General features: G+C 52.0%; 11 protein-coding genes. 4 read left to right on the top strand and 7 right to left on the bottom strand.

The window, feature by feature from the left end; translation table 11 throughout:
• Positions 1-26: 26 nt before the first annotated feature.
• The 3 genes from BUB38_RS12995 to BUB38_RS12985 are packed head-to-tail and all read right to left on the bottom strand — an operon-like array spanning position 27 to position 2,112.
• On the bottom strand, positions 27-1,010 hold the full coding sequence (locus BUB38_RS12995) for an HAD family hydrolase (RefSeq protein WP_073161172.1): 984 nt from the start codon (positions 1,008-1,010) through the stop codon (positions 27-29).
• Between the two features lie 21 nt (positions 1,011-1,031).
• Positions 1,032-1,859, bottom strand: coding sequence for a M23 family metallopeptidase (locus BUB38_RS12990; protein WP_073161171.1), 828 nt, complete (start codon positions 1,857-1,859; stop codon positions 1,032-1,034).
• Positions 1,846-2,112 (bottom strand): hypothetical protein, encoded by a 267-nt coding sequence (locus BUB38_RS12985; RefSeq protein ID WP_139258452.1) that lies wholly within the window; start codon positions 2,110-2,112, stop codon positions 1,846-1,848. The genes BUB38_RS12990 and BUB38_RS12985 overlap by 14 nt, the downstream gene beginning before the upstream one ends.
• Before the next feature lie 64 nt (positions 2,113-2,176).
• On the opposite strand from BUB38_RS12985, the gene BUB38_RS16420 reads away from it, so the two are divergent.
• Both BUB38_RS16420 and dnaN read left to right on the top strand, forming a co-directional pair.
• On the top strand, positions 2,177-2,326 hold the full coding sequence (locus BUB38_RS16420; protein WP_158236529.1) for a hypothetical protein: 150 nt from the start codon (positions 2,177-2,179) through the stop codon (positions 2,324-2,326).
• Position 2,327: 1 nt separating this feature from the next.
• Complete coding sequence (gene dnaN / locus BUB38_RS12975) at positions 2,328-3,443, top strand: DNA polymerase III subunit beta (RefSeq protein WP_073161168.1); 1,116 nt, start codon at positions 2,328-2,330, stop codon at positions 3,441-3,443.
• Positions 3,444-3,556: 113 nt separating this feature from the next.
• On the opposite strand, the gene BUB38_RS12970 is transcribed toward dnaN, so the two are convergent.
• Complete coding sequence (locus BUB38_RS12970; RefSeq protein ID WP_073161167.1) at positions 3,557-4,714, bottom strand: NYN domain-containing protein; 1,158 nt, start codon at positions 4,712-4,714, stop codon at positions 3,557-3,559.
• Between the two features lie 28 nt (positions 4,715-4,742).
• Here BUB38_RS12970 and BUB38_RS12965 point away from each other — a divergent pair, with 28 nt between their 5' ends.
• Positions 4,743-5,864 (top strand): BamA/TamA family outer membrane protein, encoded by a 1,122-nt coding sequence (locus BUB38_RS12965; protein WP_073161166.1) that lies wholly within the window; start codon positions 4,743-4,745, stop codon positions 5,862-5,864.
• 175 nt (positions 5,865-6,039) lie between these two features.
• On the opposite strand, the gene BUB38_RS12960 is transcribed toward BUB38_RS12965, so the two are convergent.
• Positions 6,040-6,432 (bottom strand): NADH-quinone oxidoreductase subunit A, encoded by a 393-nt coding sequence (locus tag BUB38_RS12960; RefSeq protein WP_073161165.1) that lies wholly within the window; start codon positions 6,430-6,432, stop codon positions 6,040-6,042.
• Between the two features lie 68 nt (positions 6,433-6,500).
• Here BUB38_RS12960 and BUB38_RS16795 point away from each other — a divergent pair, with 68 nt between their 5' ends.
• Complete coding sequence (locus tag BUB38_RS16795) at positions 6,501-7,358, top strand: FISUMP domain-containing protein (RefSeq protein WP_083542179.1); 858 nt, start codon at positions 6,501-6,503, stop codon at positions 7,356-7,358.
• A gap of 159 nt (positions 7,359-7,517) precedes the next feature.
• Here BUB38_RS16795 and BUB38_RS12950 read toward each other — a convergent pair whose 3' ends face one another.
• Both BUB38_RS12950 and BUB38_RS12945 read right to left on the bottom strand, forming a co-directional pair.
• Positions 7,518-11,342 (bottom strand): fibro-slime domain-containing protein, encoded by a 3,825-nt coding sequence (locus tag BUB38_RS12950; RefSeq protein WP_073161163.1) that lies wholly within the window; start codon positions 11,340-11,342, stop codon positions 7,518-7,520.
• Positions 11,343-11,600: 258 nt separating this feature from the next.
• Complete coding sequence (locus BUB38_RS12945) at positions 11,601-15,458, bottom strand: fibro-slime domain-containing protein (protein WP_254794959.1); 3,858 nt, start codon at positions 15,456-15,458, stop codon at positions 11,601-11,603.
• Positions 15,459-15,482: the final 24 nt, after the last annotated feature.

Here is a 15,482-nt window from a genome sequence, read left to right as displayed (position 1 = left end):
GAAAGGCGGGACTGAGCCCGCTTTTTTTATTGAAGATGGGTGGGCGGGGCGCCGGCGCTATTCTTGATGGCAGCCTGCTTGGTAGCCACGATCTTGTCGGCAATGGCGCGGGCCTTTTCCGTAAGCCACAGCCATGAAGTCGTTGCTTCACTGTAGTCCGCTTCGCCGTACATCTGCACACGGCCATCGCGGCGGAGTGCGTCCACCTGGCGCATGCCCTTTACGTCGCCCTTGGGGTAAACGGCAAAGGTGCTTCCGCCATTGTTGTTCAGGATGCTGAAGGCGGGAACGTCACTGGGACCGTCGGCGATGTATACCATGTTCTGGAAGGGAACGCGGCGCACTTCTCGTGCGATAGAGGAGTTGACGTCGATGGTTTCGGGGTACTTGTTGCTGCCCTTGTTGATTTCGAAGATGTAGCGGGTCTTGGAAGTGTTGTCCAGGGCGCTGGCGATCTGGGAAATTTCGTTTGCGGATACTTCGTTTGCGTTAGGGACGTTCCCTGCTGCGTCCTTTGCATCCAGAAAACCGGGTTGCAGTACTTCTTCGATGAATTCACATCCAAAAATTCCATCTACAAAGGGGGCGATGGCGCTGCCACGGATCGTTTCGGCAAAACCGGTACTGACCACGTAATGTTCCAGACGGATGTCGAAGGCCTTGTATTTCGGATCTTCTTCAATCAGCTTCTTGATTTCGCCGAAAAAATCGGGAAGGCCCGGGTAAAAGGCAAGTTCCTTGCCGAAGCTACGGAGCATCTTGTTGGAAAGTCCCTTGAACAGCCCCGCCTTCACATAGGTCAAGATGTGGTTCAGGTAGCTGGTGTCGGAATTGACGGAAATTCCCTGGGCGGCGTAGTGGCTTTTTAGGGCGTTCACTTCTTGCCAGAACTTGGCGCCGTCAACGTTGAAATGACGGAATAGGGGTTCCTGCATGTAAGAGCTGATGAGCGTCTTGTCGCAGTCCCATACCATGGCGATGATGTTCTGTTCAAAAGCGGAATTTGCCATATTGACCTCGTTCCTGTCCACCTATTTGGTGATGAAGAAACTTTCGGGGTTGATGGAGTTGCCCGACAGTCGGATTTCGTAGTGCAGGCCGAGGCTCGTTTCGCGACCGCTTTCGCCGATGAGGGCGATGGGTTGACCGCGTTTTACAAAGCTTCCCTGGGGGACAAGGGATTTCCCTAGGTGGGCGTAGAAGGAACGTACGCCCTTCACATGCTCGATTTTCATGGACAGGCCAAAACCGCGATGGTTGCGGACTTCCATGACGGCACCTGCACCTGTCGCATAGACGGTGTCCCCTTCGACGGCCACGTAGTCGATGCCGCGATGGGGCAGTTGTCTGTCGGTAAAGGGATCGTAGGCCATTTCAAAGCGTTTCTTGACGGCGTGTTCACCCTTCATGGGGTGAAGTACGGGCAGCTTGGCGGCCAGGGCGGAATCGTTTTCCAGGGCGTTCAGCAATTTGCGGAAAGTGGTTTCCAGTTCCATCAGGCTCTTGCGCTTGCGGGCGGCGCGTTCTTCGTCGCTGGTGGTTTCCAGGGTGAATCCCAGACCTCCCATTTTCAGGGTGCTGTCGCGGAGAAGCCTTGTTTCTTCGGCCTTGAGGATGGAAGAGTCTACGGAGGCGCGGACGGCTACCAGTTCCTTTTCGATAGCTGCATTCTGGCGATAGACGTTCGTTACGTTTCCGCTTGTTATGTTATCCATAATGCGGACGGGAGAGAACATGATAAAGCCTGCCACGGCGGCACAAACGCTCAATACAGAGAGTATGGCCCCTAGGAGGGATACGCTGTAGCTCTTACCCGAGGTGGTCTTGCTGGGGAATACATGGATTTCAAGTTTTTTCACCGTCGATACGCTCCCGCAAGGAATTGATTTTGCGCTTATGTTCTTCGATGGCGCCGAGTATTTCTACCACGGACGGGTCGTCCTTGATGGCGGAAAGAAGGTCGTCACGGACGGCTCCGTGAAGTTTCTGACCCAGTGCCTGGAAGCGGTTTTTGAGCCTAGATTCCTCGGCTGCCAGTTCTACCCGCAAAAGTGCGGTAGAGGCGAAGTTCATAGCCGAATTTTTAAGCTTATTTAAAGGAATTTTACTCATAAGATGATTTCCAATGTCTGTAAAAAAATTAGTTTTTTATCCGTATAAAATTTGGAGAAATACCATGAGTCGTCGCGATCGTAGACACGCTAAACAAGAAGTCAAGAAGTTCACCCCGAACAAGAAGAACGCACTGGACCCCAAGATTATTGCTGTACTTGGAGCTCTCGCCGTAATCTTCTTTGTTGGCACCATGCTAATCCAGAGAGGCTAAGATGAAGTTCGATATTAAGAAGTCCGACCTGCAGGAAGCTCTGCAGACTGCCATTACCGCAATTCCCAACAAGTCTACTCTTCAGATTCTGAACAACTATTCTCTTCGTCTCGAAGGAAACATCCTGGAAATTTGCGCAACCGACTTGAACCTTGGTGTCAGGACCAAGCTGGAAGTGAACGGCGAACGTGATGGCGAAGTCGTGATCAACGCCCGCAAGTTCTCTGACTTGATCAAGGCTCTTAGCGATCCCGCTATCGAAACCATCAGCATCGATGTCCAGGATTATCTGGCTCGCATCAAGTGGAGCGAACGCGGTCAGGCTTCTATCATGGGTTTTGACGCTGGTGACTTCCCTCCGTTCCCGGAAGTGGAAGGCGACAGCCTGAACTTCGCTGCAAGCGAACTTGCATTCCTCGTCGAAAAGACCGCTTTTGCAACTTCCAACGATTCTGTCCGCATGAACCTGAATGGCGTGTTCTTCGAAGCTGACAATGGCAAGGTTTCCATGGTCGCTACCGACGGTCACCGCATGGGCCGTGCAAGCATCGACCAGGAAGGCGCTACTCTCGCTAGCGGCATTATCATCCAGCCCAAGGTTCTGCAGCAGATCCTGCGCATTGCCAAGAGCGAAGATATCATCGAAATTCGCACTACCGAAACCCATGTGCTGTTCAGCACCGGTTCTACCCAGATCATTTCCAAGCTGTACGAAGGACCGTATCCTAACTACCGCAATGTGATCCCCCAGAACTTTGAACGTACCGTGCAGGCCAACTGCGCCGAACTTCAGGGCAAGGTCAAGAGCATTCTCCCCATGGCTAATCCCCGCACTCACCAGATCCGTCTGCACATGAACGGCAACGTCATGGAACTTTCTGCAACTGACCCGGATGTTGGTGGCGAATGCCGCGAAGCACTGGCCATTACTCACAATGGCGAAGGCAACTTCAGCATGGGCTTTGACGGTCGTTACTTCTCCGAAATCCTCGGCATGTGCAAGAGCGAAGAAGTTATCCTCAAGATGAACAGCCCTCTTGGCGCCTGCATTATCGAACCGGTCGGTGAAGACCTGAACTATAGCTTCCTCCTGATGCCGTCTCGTCTGGTTGACTAAGGCTTAGACATTAGGAACTGCAATAAGAAAGGGCTCGCGAAAGCGAGTCCTTCTTTTTTTATAGGTATGCGGAAATTATTTACGTTTAATTTATCTATATCAATAAGTATAAACTAAACGAGTTTTTCTGCCTCGCCTTCGGCGTACTTTCCGTAAAGCATGGCAATGACGTCCTTCTTGGGAACCTTCTGCTTGGTCTCCTTGAGGCTTACGTGGAGGCGGTCCAGCATGGCCTTGTCGATTTCCTTCCAGTACTGATTGTTTTCGGTCAGCGTCCAAAGCTTGTCGCCATCGTCGCTGGTGGAGACGGTTACCAGCTTTGCCTTGAAGAATGTTCCCAGGGCGCGGTTGATGTAACTGCTTGTGGTGCCGGGGATGTTCATGGCGACGATTTCTTCTACCAGCATTTGCTTGCTCATGGGAACGAAGGAGCTCAGGTCGCAGGCGGCCACGTAGATTTTCTTAAGCATGTTCTTGGGGAAGATGTCCCAGCCCTTGCGCTTGAGTGCCTTGGCCAGAACCATCTGGGCGTCTTCTTCCACAGAGACTTTCTGCTCGGCGAGAGATACGGTGAAGGATCCGCCGCCGATGTCGTTGATTTGTACGAAGTCTGCCGACTTGACGAAGTCCATGAAGTTCTTGAATCCCAGACGCTTTTCGTTGAAGGCGTTGTCGATGCCCAGCATTTTCGGCTTGACGGCGGCAAGGGGCAGCGGGCCGTCTTCCTTCTGCAGGATGTCGCGGAGCATTTCCATGGAGTCGATCTTTTCGGACACGATAAGGCTGCTTCTGTCCTTGGCGTTTTCTTCTTCATCTTCGTCCACGGGGGCGGCCGTGGCGTCGTCGGTGTAAACGTAGCGGGAACAGGAATTCTTGACGCACTCGCTTAGAGGGGACTTGGGACCGACGCCGATGACTTCCTTGCCTTGTTCGCGGAGTTTGCGGAACAGGGGCGAAAAGTCGGAATCGCCGGTGGCCAGCACGATCCACTGCACCTGGGAATCCAGGGCCACTTCCATGGTGTCTACGGTCATCTTGATGTCGGTGGAATTCTTTCCGCTGACAGGATGGAAGGTGTGGACAAGTTCGAAACCGTTTTCGTTCAATGCGGATTGCAGAGGCATCAGCTGGGGGCTTGACCACTTGCCGTAAGCCTTACGCACAACGATTTGCCCCAGGGGCAGCAGTTCGTCCATTAAGGACTGCACGCCGTTGTTTCTTACCCAGTTGGTCAGGTTCTCTGCATCAATAAAAATTGCAATATGGTTCATAACGGCACTAATATATATATTGTGAACCATGAGTCCGAAGGTGCCGCAAAAGAACTGCAAGCTACTGCGCAAGATTATGAGCGTGGTGGCCCTTGCGGTGTGCGGTATTGGTCCAGCCGCCTTCGCTTTAGAGAATGATGAGGATCATTTTCAGCGATTTTCTGCCCTTCCCATATTAGGTTATTCGGAAGAAACCAAACTGCAGTATGGTGCCATGGCGCTTCTGTTCTTTAAGCCCAACGAACCTGGTGGTAAGGTCCAGGAAATCGATATTACGGCATACTGTTCTACCCGAAAGCAGTTCCAGTTTCTGATGGTTCCCTATTTCTATCTGTACCACGACAGGATTAGCGGTATCGTAGACTTCAGGTATCAGAACTGGGTAGGCAGTTACTTCGGCATGGGGAACGATGTGGACTTCGACAAGTACATCGGCTTCGATCGAGAACGTCTGCATTTTTCTACGGAATTGAAGTCTTCCATAGGGTTGCCCCGGTCGTTCAATTATGGTGTGAAGGTTATTGCAGAAAGGTCGTCTACCGATTTTAATGACTGCACCAAGGATCGCTGTGCCGATGTGGACTTACCGGATTTGCATAATGGTTGGCGGAATGGGGGCGGCTATATTCTTAGTTACGACACCCGCGACAATTTGAACTGGACCCGGAGCGGTTTCCTTGTTCGCTGGCAGCAGATGTTCTACAGCGACTGGCTAGGGGATTATGACTTCGGTGTTCAGGATCTGGACCTCCGTGGGTACACGCCCTTGTTCTGGAATATCTCCGTGGCGACGGCAGCCCTCTGGCAAAGGGCTAGCGGGGATGTTCCCTTTGACATGCTATCTGGCCCTGATGGAACGAAACGCTTTCGCGGTGTAGAGAGCTTGTTTTTTCGCGATAACCAGAGTCTGATTTTACAGGCGGAACTGCGTAAATATTTAGGTTGGCGCCTGGCCGGTGATATCTTTTTTGAAGGGGCCAAGGTGGGTGACCACTTTAGCGAACTTCTACGGAATCGGTGGCATCAGGCTGTTGGGTTTGGAGGGATGCTGGCCCTTAACTTGAAGGAACGGCTTTACGCCCGTGGTGAGATTTCCTGGGTGGACTACGAGAAGTTCGGCATGACTGTTTATATCCGGTCTGCGTTCTAGTTCCCGAGGTTTAAACAAAAAATAGGCCCCGCAGGGCGGAAGTAAAAATGCGGCTGCGCCCCGAAGGTCGGATATGAAAAAGTGGTTGCGCCCCGAAGGTCGGGTATGAAAAAGTGGTTGCGCCCCGAAGGTCGCAACCACCATTTTTGAGATAGAATATCTGTGGATTCAGGAATTAGTCCTGAATGCGAGTCCAGTTCAGCACGCCCTTCTTCATGAGGTAGCAGTAACCGGCTTCGAGAATCACCAGGAAGGCGAGAAGAACAAAGAGCAATTCCCAACCACCAGCCAGGAACTGGATGGTCCAGGGGTAGAGGAATGCAACTTCGAGGTCGAACACCAGGAACAGCATTGCCACCATGTAGTACTTGACCGGGTAGCGTTCGCTGGAGGTGCCGGATACATGGGCGATACCACATTCATAGGAGGTACCCTTGATGGCGGTATCCTTGATTTTGCCCGGATGCAGAAGCCAGTTGGCAACCAAGAGGACAGTGGGGATGCAGAGGGCCAAAATGACCAGGATGGTCATGGCAAAAGTGGTGTCGAAAATTTCAACGTTCGTCATAGTGAGCACAAAGATAGTAAAAAACTTTTTGCTGTTTAGGTATGGTTTTGTAAACTATATTTGAGCCTATGAAAAAGATCACTGCATTATTGGGATTTGTGGGTGTAGTGAGCATGATTTCGGCTTGTTCCGATACCATCTCAGACGTTGATGTGATAATTGCTGAGCAGGATAGCTCTATTTCCAGCGATTCTAACGCCCCTCAGGGTGACGCTCCTGCATCATCGTCTTCTAAGAAGGATTCTGGGGTACAGGCTGAAGTCAAGTCTAGTGGTTCTGCCGTAACAGATACTGTCAACAAGACTGTGTATTTGTCTTCTGCCAGCAATTATGAGACCCCCTACATTAGTAGCGGTGTTTTCTGCTGGAGCGAAAAGTGCGAAGCGGCTGCGGTTACCTCCAGCGCTAGCATGGAAACCATCGTTATTGGAGTCTCTTCCGAGGCGGAAGTGTGGCCCAACGTAACAGAAACTCAGATGGTTGACCTGCGAGACAACAAGACCTACGCCTTGAAGACTATCGCCGGTGTTCATTGGATGACCCAGAACCTGAATTACGAAACCAAGGCCAATAGTTTCTGCCCCACTAAGGACGGTGCTGATATGTGTGCCAAGTATGGCAGGTATTATACCTATGCCGCTGCATTGTCCGCCTGCCCCACTGGATGGAGACTTCCAACCGAGGCAGAAGTTCTCGCGCTGGATAATGCTGTAGAACATGAATGGTGGTCCATTGGCGGCCGTGTGAACGTTGAAGAAGGCAATAGCTTTGGAAATGAAGGTGACCAGGGATATATCTGGTACGAAGATAACGGAACCAACAATTCCTATCGTATCAAGAACTATTCTGGCGATAGACCTCACGAAGTCCAGCATGTGGGTGGCGATACTCGTGCCTACAACGTTCGCTGTGTAGAAAACAAGTAAGACTTTCTTGGAACTGTAAGAGAGTTCGCGGTTGTAATCGCGGGCTCTTTTTTTTATGGTTGGCTTCTTGCTGTTCCGTCAGCGCAAAAAGACCGCGCGAAATAAATCGCGCGGTCCTTTTGGTTTGGTTGGTTTGGAGGGATTTCTTTTTGTCTGGAGTTACGGCCTTGTTCGGCGGACTCCCCAGAGCTTGTCGCGGGTCTGGTTCAGTATGGTCTTGCCGTTGACTTCTATTCTTAATTCCAGTCGTCCGATGTAGACGCCGGTTCCGACCAGTCTGCCGGTTCTGTCGCGCATGTTCCATGCCAGGAAGAGGCGTTCCCCTTCGTGGTCTAGGCAGGAACCTTCACCGGACGCATCTTTATAGAGGTCGCTGTTGCAGTTGATTTCGCCTGCGGCTCCGCCTACGTATTCGCCATACTGGCTGTAGTAGCGGGTGCGGTATTTCAGGGTGACTGCATCTGCGGAAACGATCAGGTTTGAATGCTCTCGCAGGAAGATTTCTTTGCCTGTATTTCCTGCCAGATGGTATTCGTTGATGAGTGCCTCGTCGATGCTTCCGTCCTTGATGGCCTGCAAGGTGGCATCGCTAATGCCCGCCTCCTTCAGTTCCTTGTCGAAGCAGCCGCTTGCGATGGAATCCAGAATGTCCTGGATCGAAACTGTTGTGGTGGAGGTGACCTTTGTAACCTTCATGCCGTCTTCGTAGTTCTTCAGGGAAAGGCTCTCGATGGCTTCAATGACGCTGTCGGCCAGGCCGGCGCTTTTGTAATTTTTGGCGGTCACCTTTCCTTCGGAAATCAGCTGTGCGGCTTCATCGCTGATGCCGTAGGATTCGCCAATGATACCTGCGCTAATGTCCACGAAGAGCTGTTCCAGGGCTTCGTCCTTGGTGAGGGTGTAGGTGGTGTCGTAGCGATCCGTGGCTTCGGTGCCTGTGCGGCTTTCGATGAATGCGTCCAGGATGTTGAACTGTTCTCCCGTTTCGTCCAGCATGATTTTTGCGATGTTGAAACTGAGGAGGTTGCCCTGCACGCCGTACTTTTCGCCGATCTCCTGCGCGGTCAAGTTGCTGTCGGCGTTGAGCATGGGCTGGGTGGCTGCAGGGTTGGCAATAATTTCGTTTTCGGTACTGACTGTAATGAGGGACGGACTTTCGTTGGAAACTTCCTGGTTGCCGGTGATGGTAGCCCAGGGATTGTCGCGATGGGGCGCGTTGCCCAGCAGGTCTTCTGCGGTGTTGCTTGCGGAGGTGGCGAAACGAATCAGGTCGCCGTTGGTGGGCAGGATGGCGTTATCCGTAGACTGTCTAAAGATGAGAGTCATGGTGTTGTCGCTGCCGCTTTGCTGGATGGCGGATTCCGGCTTTTCGTTGACTCCGGAACGCATGCAGGTGTATTCAAAAAGATTCTTGAAATATTCCCTTGATTTGTCTGTAATGGCTTCGCTGAAAGTGAGAGCGAGTTCGCGGTTTCCATCGGATTTTTTGGCGGCGACAGCCTTTACGATGATGGGGCCGATGCCGTCTTCGATGATGTTTTCGTAATAAGGGCTGAAGTGTTCCTCGATTCCATTTTCCTTGTAGGTAAAGTTGGCCTTGATGGAACCGAAATATTTTTCGGATTCTCCGCCGGTAAATTGCTTCTTGCCGAAACCGCAGATGTTGTCGTCGCAGTCCACCGTGACGATGATTTCGTCTCCGCTAGAAGAAATGTCGAAATCCTTTGTGGTGGGGAAGGATTCTCCAAACGTGAACTGGATGTCATTCAGTATGTTCTTGGAATCCAGCTTCTTGTCCAGTTCAATATAAAGGCTGTCTGCTCTGCCGTCGCCGTTCCTATCAAAGATGATGGCCTTGGTGATGTGGGGTTCCGGAGAGTTATCGAAGTTCAGGTTCTTCCAGTAGGATGCCGAGGCTGCGGATCCCTTGGCGACCAAGGTGACTCCCTCGACGGCACTGTTTGCGCGAATCCTGAAGTGGGCTCTGCCCTCCTTGTCCAGGTTGACGTAAGTGATGACGTCCCCATTTGTATCAAGGATGTCTACAGCCGGATGTGAAATGGACAAATTAATTTTCTTGTTGTAATTGTTGACCTGTGCCCAATCCTCGAAGAAGGAAATGTACACGTCGTATTCGGTGTTGGCCCAGTGTCCGATTTGCAGGGTGTCACCGGAGATTTCCTGTCCCAGGATTTTCCAGGTGCTGTCGGTGAACGCAACGCTGGGAATGCTGTAAGAGGGGATGGTTATCTCAATAGAGGTTGTCTGACTGGGATCGGACTTCAGGGAAATTTCAAGGAAGTAATGTCCCGGAGCCAGAGTGTAATTGTCGACGATGGCGGCCGAGTCGATGCTGAACGTAGAGTCGCTGGTGATATGAATGCCTTCGTACCAGTCGCCGATTCCCAGCTCCTGAGGGTCGTCCAGGTTTCCTCCGGACAGCTTGAAGGTGGAGGCGCCGCCGGTTGTATCCGTTGTAGTTTGGCTGTTGGAAAAGTCGCAGCTCAGGGCGTCGCGCTTGTTGACCTGCCAGATTTCGTAACTCTTTAGATTCTTTTCTGCGTAGCTGGAGATGAGTAGGCTGGCGTCGGCTTTCAGGTCCATGGATGTTCGCATCTTGAAGTTCCCTTCGACCTTGTAGCGTTCCGTGTAGAAGATGTTGAATACGTAGGTATTTCCTTCGATCAGGCCAAGGGTGTCCAGGTCTACGGCGCGGCTTCTTCTGTCGTGAACGCCGCCGATATCCACCACTAGCTTTCCGTCGATGTAAACCCATACATCATCGTCGCCCAAAAATTCAAAGTACTGGCCGCGGACATATTCGAAGTTGGCCTGCACCTTCATGGACATGCCGTAATTATGGTAGGCGTTGCTGGAACTTTTCCCGCTGCCGTCAATGCCGGCGAATCCGCTGGGGATGGAATCGTAATAAGGGTTGGGAATTGTCTTTGCTGAATCCAGCCATTGGAAATCGTCGATCAGGAACATGCCGCCACGGGCCTCGCCTACGGAAGATTTTGTATCGCTGTCCATCTGGGCGCGCCAAATGCCGTCTTCGTCCAGTTGCAGGGTCATGTTGCGGCAGGTGGCGTTTGTGTAGGCCTTGCCATTCTTGACCACCAACGTTTCGGGCAGGAACCATTGATTCAGATGTTCTGCGTTACGGCACTTTCCTTTCCAGTCAAAATTCTCATTTCGGACGGGGACACCGTTCTTTCCCAGTTTGCGTTCCACCATGCCTTCCAGCACCTGGTCGAGACTGGCGGTGTAGTCAATGAGATTGCGGTCTTCTTCGGTGTAGTCCCTCTTGGACATGGGGGAATTGGGCCAGCAGAGGTTTACGTTGTCGCCGCCGAAGTCTGCGCTGGTTCCCACGCCGCCGAATGTGTCGGTGCAGTGGTCCGCGCCGTCGCCCAGGTTGCAGAGGCTTTCGTCGCGGGTGGTGGGCCTGAATTTCTTGTGGTTGTCGCGGCTGCCGTCATACCAGTCGAACATCATGACGGGGAGTTTTCTGGTGGGGCAATCTCCCAGGATGCCTGGGTATTGGGTAAAGAGGGCGGGTGCGTCTGCCTTATAGGCGCGAATCCAGAGGGTGTCGCCTTCGGCCGCCAGACTGTCCAGGCTGATTTCGTTTTCGGTGCCGGGGGCTTTAGAAACGACGCCTTCTGCGCTGTAGAATTTGTTTCCTACGGTCTGCTTGAAATAGACGCTGAACTCACCATCGGGTTTGCTGATTTTCGTTTCGTACCAGCCGCAGTATTTGTCTACGGCAGTCATGACACCGATGGAATCTCCGTTGACGTAGGCGATGGCGTTGGTGTTGGTCCAGGGGGCAAGAAAACGGAGGACTTTGGCCGGGGTTTTTGTTGCGGGAGTTTCGTTGCCCGGGCGGTCTGTATTGTTGGCACCGGGTCTAGCGGCAACGAGACATGCGCTCAAGGCGAGTCCCATGAGGATTGTTTTGGAGAGATTCTTACACCACATATAGATTTCTCCTTCTAAACACCCATTTGCTCTAATCCCATTTTTAGACGAAGTGTTTAGAAATAATTTCAAATATTTGAAGAAGTTTTTCAAAAATATTTAAAATCTTGTAAAAATCAATGTTTTTTAAAAATAACTGTGTAAGAATTTGTTGATTTTGTTTAGTAAGTGTGTAAAAATGAAGGTCAGCGGGCAAAAAAAAGAAAAGGCGCCGGCATTTGGCCGGACACCTTTAATGAGAGAGGTTTAATTTCTTTTCTAGGGCCCGAATTCTAGGCCAAGCTTGTTGACTTTTCCACGGCGCACGCCCCACAGCTTGTCGCGGGTCTGATGCATGGTGGTCTTGCCGTTTACGATAATCTTCAGTTCCAGTCGGGCGATATACACACCGGTTCCCACGAGGCGGCCGTTGTTGGAGCGCATGTTCCAGGCCAGGAAGATCTTGCCCTTGTTCTTCATGCAGCCTTCTTCGCCATAGATTTCCTTGTCGGAGCACTTGATGGACTTGGAAGTTCCGCCCACATATTCGCCATACTGGCTGTAGTAACGTGTACGGTAGAAGAGTTCTATGGCGTCGTCTGCAATCAGGGACTTGGAACCGTTGCGGAATTCTTCGATGTTGTATTCGTTCAGGGTGCCGTCCTTGATGGCGTCAATGACGGTCTGGCTGACTCCGGCCTGCTTCAATTTTTCATCAAGTAGACCTGCCCTGATCGAGTTGAACAAATCCGTCTGGGTGGTGGTCGAAATGGAACTGATTTCGGTCAGGGTGTCCCTGCTGGCTTCAATATTGTCTTCGGTCAGTTTGGCTATGATGCCCTTTTCTTCTGCTGTTAGGGCGGACTGGTAATTGCTTTCGTTGATAGTACCTTCCATGATGGCGATGACGGTGGCTTCGCTAAAGCCGAAGTTTTCGCCAACCACTCCGGTTCTGATATCGGCAAAGACCTGCGTCAGGGCTTCTTCTTCGCTGATGCATATATATGTCGTATCGTAGGTCGTGGTGCTTCCCAGCTGAGATTCGATGAATGCGTCCAGCGAGTTGATGTCCTTCTGGGTTTCTTCCAACATGATCTTGGAAATGTCGTAGTCAATGAGGCTGCCCTGAACACCGAGGGAGTCGCCGATCTGCTGAGCGTCCTGGGTAGTGTTGGTGATCAGCAGGCTCTGTGTGACGGTATCCTTCTTGATGATGCCGTAGGGGTCATCGCCGATAGAAATGACTCCCGGACTTTCGTTGGTCAGTTCCTGGTCGCCAGTGATGGTTACCCAGGCGTTGTCCTTGTGGGGAGCGTTGCCAACAAGGTCGATGGTCTCGTTTGCGGAACCGTTTCCGGGGACAAAGCGGATCAGGTCTCCATTGTTGGGCAATACGGCGTCCTGTGTGGTCGAACTATAAACCAGGGTCATGGTATTGCCGCTACCGGATTGCAGTACCGGGGTTTCGGGATTCTCGTTGATGCCACCGCGCATGCAGATAAATTCAAACATGGTGGCGAACTGAATACGGGAATCGTCTGAGATGGCTTCGCTGAAAGTCAGTGCCAGGTGGCGGTTACCATCGTTGCTCTTGGACTTCACGGCACTTACGATAATGGGGCCCATGCCGTCGCTGATGGGTTCGTTTTCCTTGTAGAACTGACTTGTCTTTCCATTGTCCTTGTAGGTGAACCAGTTGTTCAGGGAACCTGTGTAGATATTGGTTGCACCTCCGGTGAACTGGCGGCTACCGAAACCACACTTGGCGTCGGTGCATTTTTCAACATCGATATCTTCGGCGGTCAGGACGATGGTATTGTTGTTGATGAGTCTGAACTTGTCGGTTGCCATAAAGGCTTCGCCAAATTCAAACTGAATGGAATCCAGACGGCTCTTGTCAGAAAGGCTTCTGTCGAACTGTGCATATAGGCTGTCGGCTCGACCGTCACCGTTTCTGTCAAAAATGGTTGCTGTAACGATCTGCGGAATTGGCGGATCGGCAAAATTCAATTTTGTCCAGGCAGAAGAACCTGCTGCTGCGCCCTTGATGGTAAGTGTTGCTCCGGTAACAGGGGCGTTGGCGTGTACGTAGAAGGTGGCTCTGCCGTTGGAATCCAGGTTGACGGAAGTAATCTTCTTTCCGCCGATGGTATCAAGAATGTCGATGTTTACGTCAGAGAAGGACAGGTTGATCTTTCTGTTATAATTATTGACTGTAGCCCATTCTTCAAAGAAGGTGATGTTGACCTGGTAGGTGGCGTAAGCCCATTCGCCGATCTGAGTGGTGTCGCCAGAAACGGCCGTGCCGAGGACTGTCCAGTCTTCCTTTGCGAATGCTACGCTGGGGAGGTCGTAGGCAGGGACGGTAATTTCGACCTTTGTAGTCTGGCTGGGATCGGACTTCAGGGTGATTTCCAGGAAGTAGTGGCCCGGAGCCAGGGCGCCGTTAGCCTTGATGGCTTCTACGTTGACGCTGAATGTAGAGTCGCTGGTAATGTTGAGGCCTTCGTAATGCAAGCCCACATCAAGAATCTGGGGTTCAGAAAGATTGCCGCCGGTAAGCTTGAATGTGGAAGCGCCGCCTGTAGTATCCGTTTCTGTAGAGTTGGCGTCATAACCGCAGGAAAGCTTGTTCTTCTTATTGACCTGCCAGACTTTGTAATTGGTTTCATCACCCAGGGGGATGGACGTTACGAAAATGGAGGCGTCCACCTGCAGGTCGATGGATGTACGCATACGGAAATTAGAAGAACTGGTATGGCGTTCCACATAGAAAATATGGAAGTCATAGGTAGTTCCTTCGACAAGTCCCATGGTGTCCAGGTCTACGGCACCTGCAACCTGTCGGTGCTGGCCACCGATATCTACTGCCAGGCGGTTGTCGATAAAGACCCACACGTCGTCATCGCCGTAGAAGTCGAAGTACTGACCGGGAACGTATTCAAAGGTGGCTTGGATCTTGACGGCGAAACCGAAGTTATGCTTCTGGCCGTTGCCTAGCTGGTCAAAGTAGGGATTCTTGACGGTCTTGGCGTCATCCAGGAATTCAAAGTCGTCTACAAGGAACATGCCGCCCTTGGTGGCGTCATTTCCTTCGGAAACATTGTCAGAGGAAACTTCGGCCAGCCAGAAACCTTCCTTGTCCATAGAGATGTAAATGTCGCGGCAGGTCATGTTGGTGTACTGGGTGCCGGCGGCATCGGTAGCCACCACTTCGGGCAGGAACCAGTTTGCCAGGTGGGTGGTAATCTTACAGTCTCCGGGGAACGGATCTGCGGGAACGGGAACGCCGTTGGGGCCCAGATTCTTCTGGACCATGCCGCCCATATATCCCTTGTTGTTGTTGGATCCGCCACAACCGCCAGAACCGAAGTCGGCGCTGACACCGTTGGCGGGGTCGCCGTTCTTGCCGGGATCGTCACCGTCGCCCTTGTCGCCATGAAGCCAGTCAAATACGGTAACGGGGAATTTCTTGAGGGGGCAGTCTCCTAGGACGCCGGGGTACTTGGAGAATAAGGCGGGAACGTCTGCCTTGTAACCCTGCACCCAGATGGTGTCGGAAATGCTGGCGATGGAATCCAGGGAGATTTCGCTGGCGATGGTCGGTTCGGTGATGGTGACGCCTTCTGCGCCTACATAGTTACGACCGACAGTCTGTTTAAAGTAAACCTTGAGTCCATTTTCGGGAGTTTTGACCGATGCGGCGAACCAGCCACAATAATTCTTGATGGGCTGCATGATGCCCACGGAGTCGCCGTTCATGAAGAGGATGGCGTTGGTGTTGCTCCAGGGGGTAAAGAAGGCGATCGTCTTTCGGCTGCCGGGTTCTTCGAGAGTCAGCTTGCCGTCTTTGCCGAGTGTGGCTGTTGCTGAAGTGGCTCCGTCCTTGAAGAGGTCCGCGCCCTTGATGGTGACGTTTCTGCGCTGGACTGTCAGGGGAGTATTGCAGTTCCTGTTGGTGTATAAATTGATGGTGACGTTCTTGGCATCCACTGTAGAGAAAGAAATGCCATTGGCGAGGCTTGTACATCTCGTGAGATTGTTTCTGCCTGAAGTAACGGTGTAATAGAGATTTCCGTCGGCGTATTCCACGTCAGCGGTGTAATCTGCGGCGAACGCTGCGGCCGAAAGGCCCAAGACTAACCCTGCCAGCGCGATCGC

The organism is Fibrobacter sp. UWH5 (genome assembly GCF_900142505.1).
Lineage (GTDB): Bacteria > Fibrobacterota > Fibrobacteria > Fibrobacterales > Fibrobacteraceae > Fibrobacter.
This window is presented reverse-complemented; position numbering and strand designations above follow the sequence as displayed.

Bases quoted from the DNA above. Each gene is read 5' to 3' on its own strand.
- BUB38_RS12995 (WP_073161172.1), bottom strand. From the start codon at position 1,010: ATGGCAAATTCCGCTTTTGAACAGAACATCATCGCCATGGTATGGGAC.
- BUB38_RS12985 (WP_139258452.1), bottom strand. From the start codon at position 2,112: ATGAGTAAAATTCCTTTAAATAAGCTTAAAAATTCGGCTATGAACTTC.
- BUB38_RS16420 (WP_158236529.1), top strand. From the start codon at position 2,177: ATGAGTCGTCGCGATCGTAGACACGCTAAACAAGAAGTCAAGAAGTTC.
- dnaN (WP_073161168.1), top strand. From the start codon at position 2,328: ATGAAGTTCGATATTAAGAAGTCCGACCTGCAGGAAGCTCTGCAGACT.
- BUB38_RS12970 (WP_073161167.1), bottom strand. From the start codon at position 4,714: ATGAACCATATTGCAATTTTTATTGATGCAGAGAACCTGACCAACTGG.
- BUB38_RS12965 (WP_073161166.1), top strand. From the start codon at position 4,743: ATGAGTCCGAAGGTGCCGCAAAAGAACTGCAAGCTACTGCGCAAGATT.
- BUB38_RS12960 (WP_073161165.1), bottom strand. From the start codon at position 6,432: ATGACGAACGTTGAAATTTTCGACACCACTTTTGCCATGACCATCCTG.
- BUB38_RS16795 (WP_083542179.1), top strand. From the start codon at position 6,501: ATGAAAAAGATCACTGCATTATTGGGATTTGTGGGTGTAGTGAGCATG.
- BUB38_RS12950 (WP_073161163.1), bottom strand. From the start codon at position 11,342: ATGTGGTGTAAGAATCTCTCCAAAACAATCCTCATGGGACTCGCCTTG.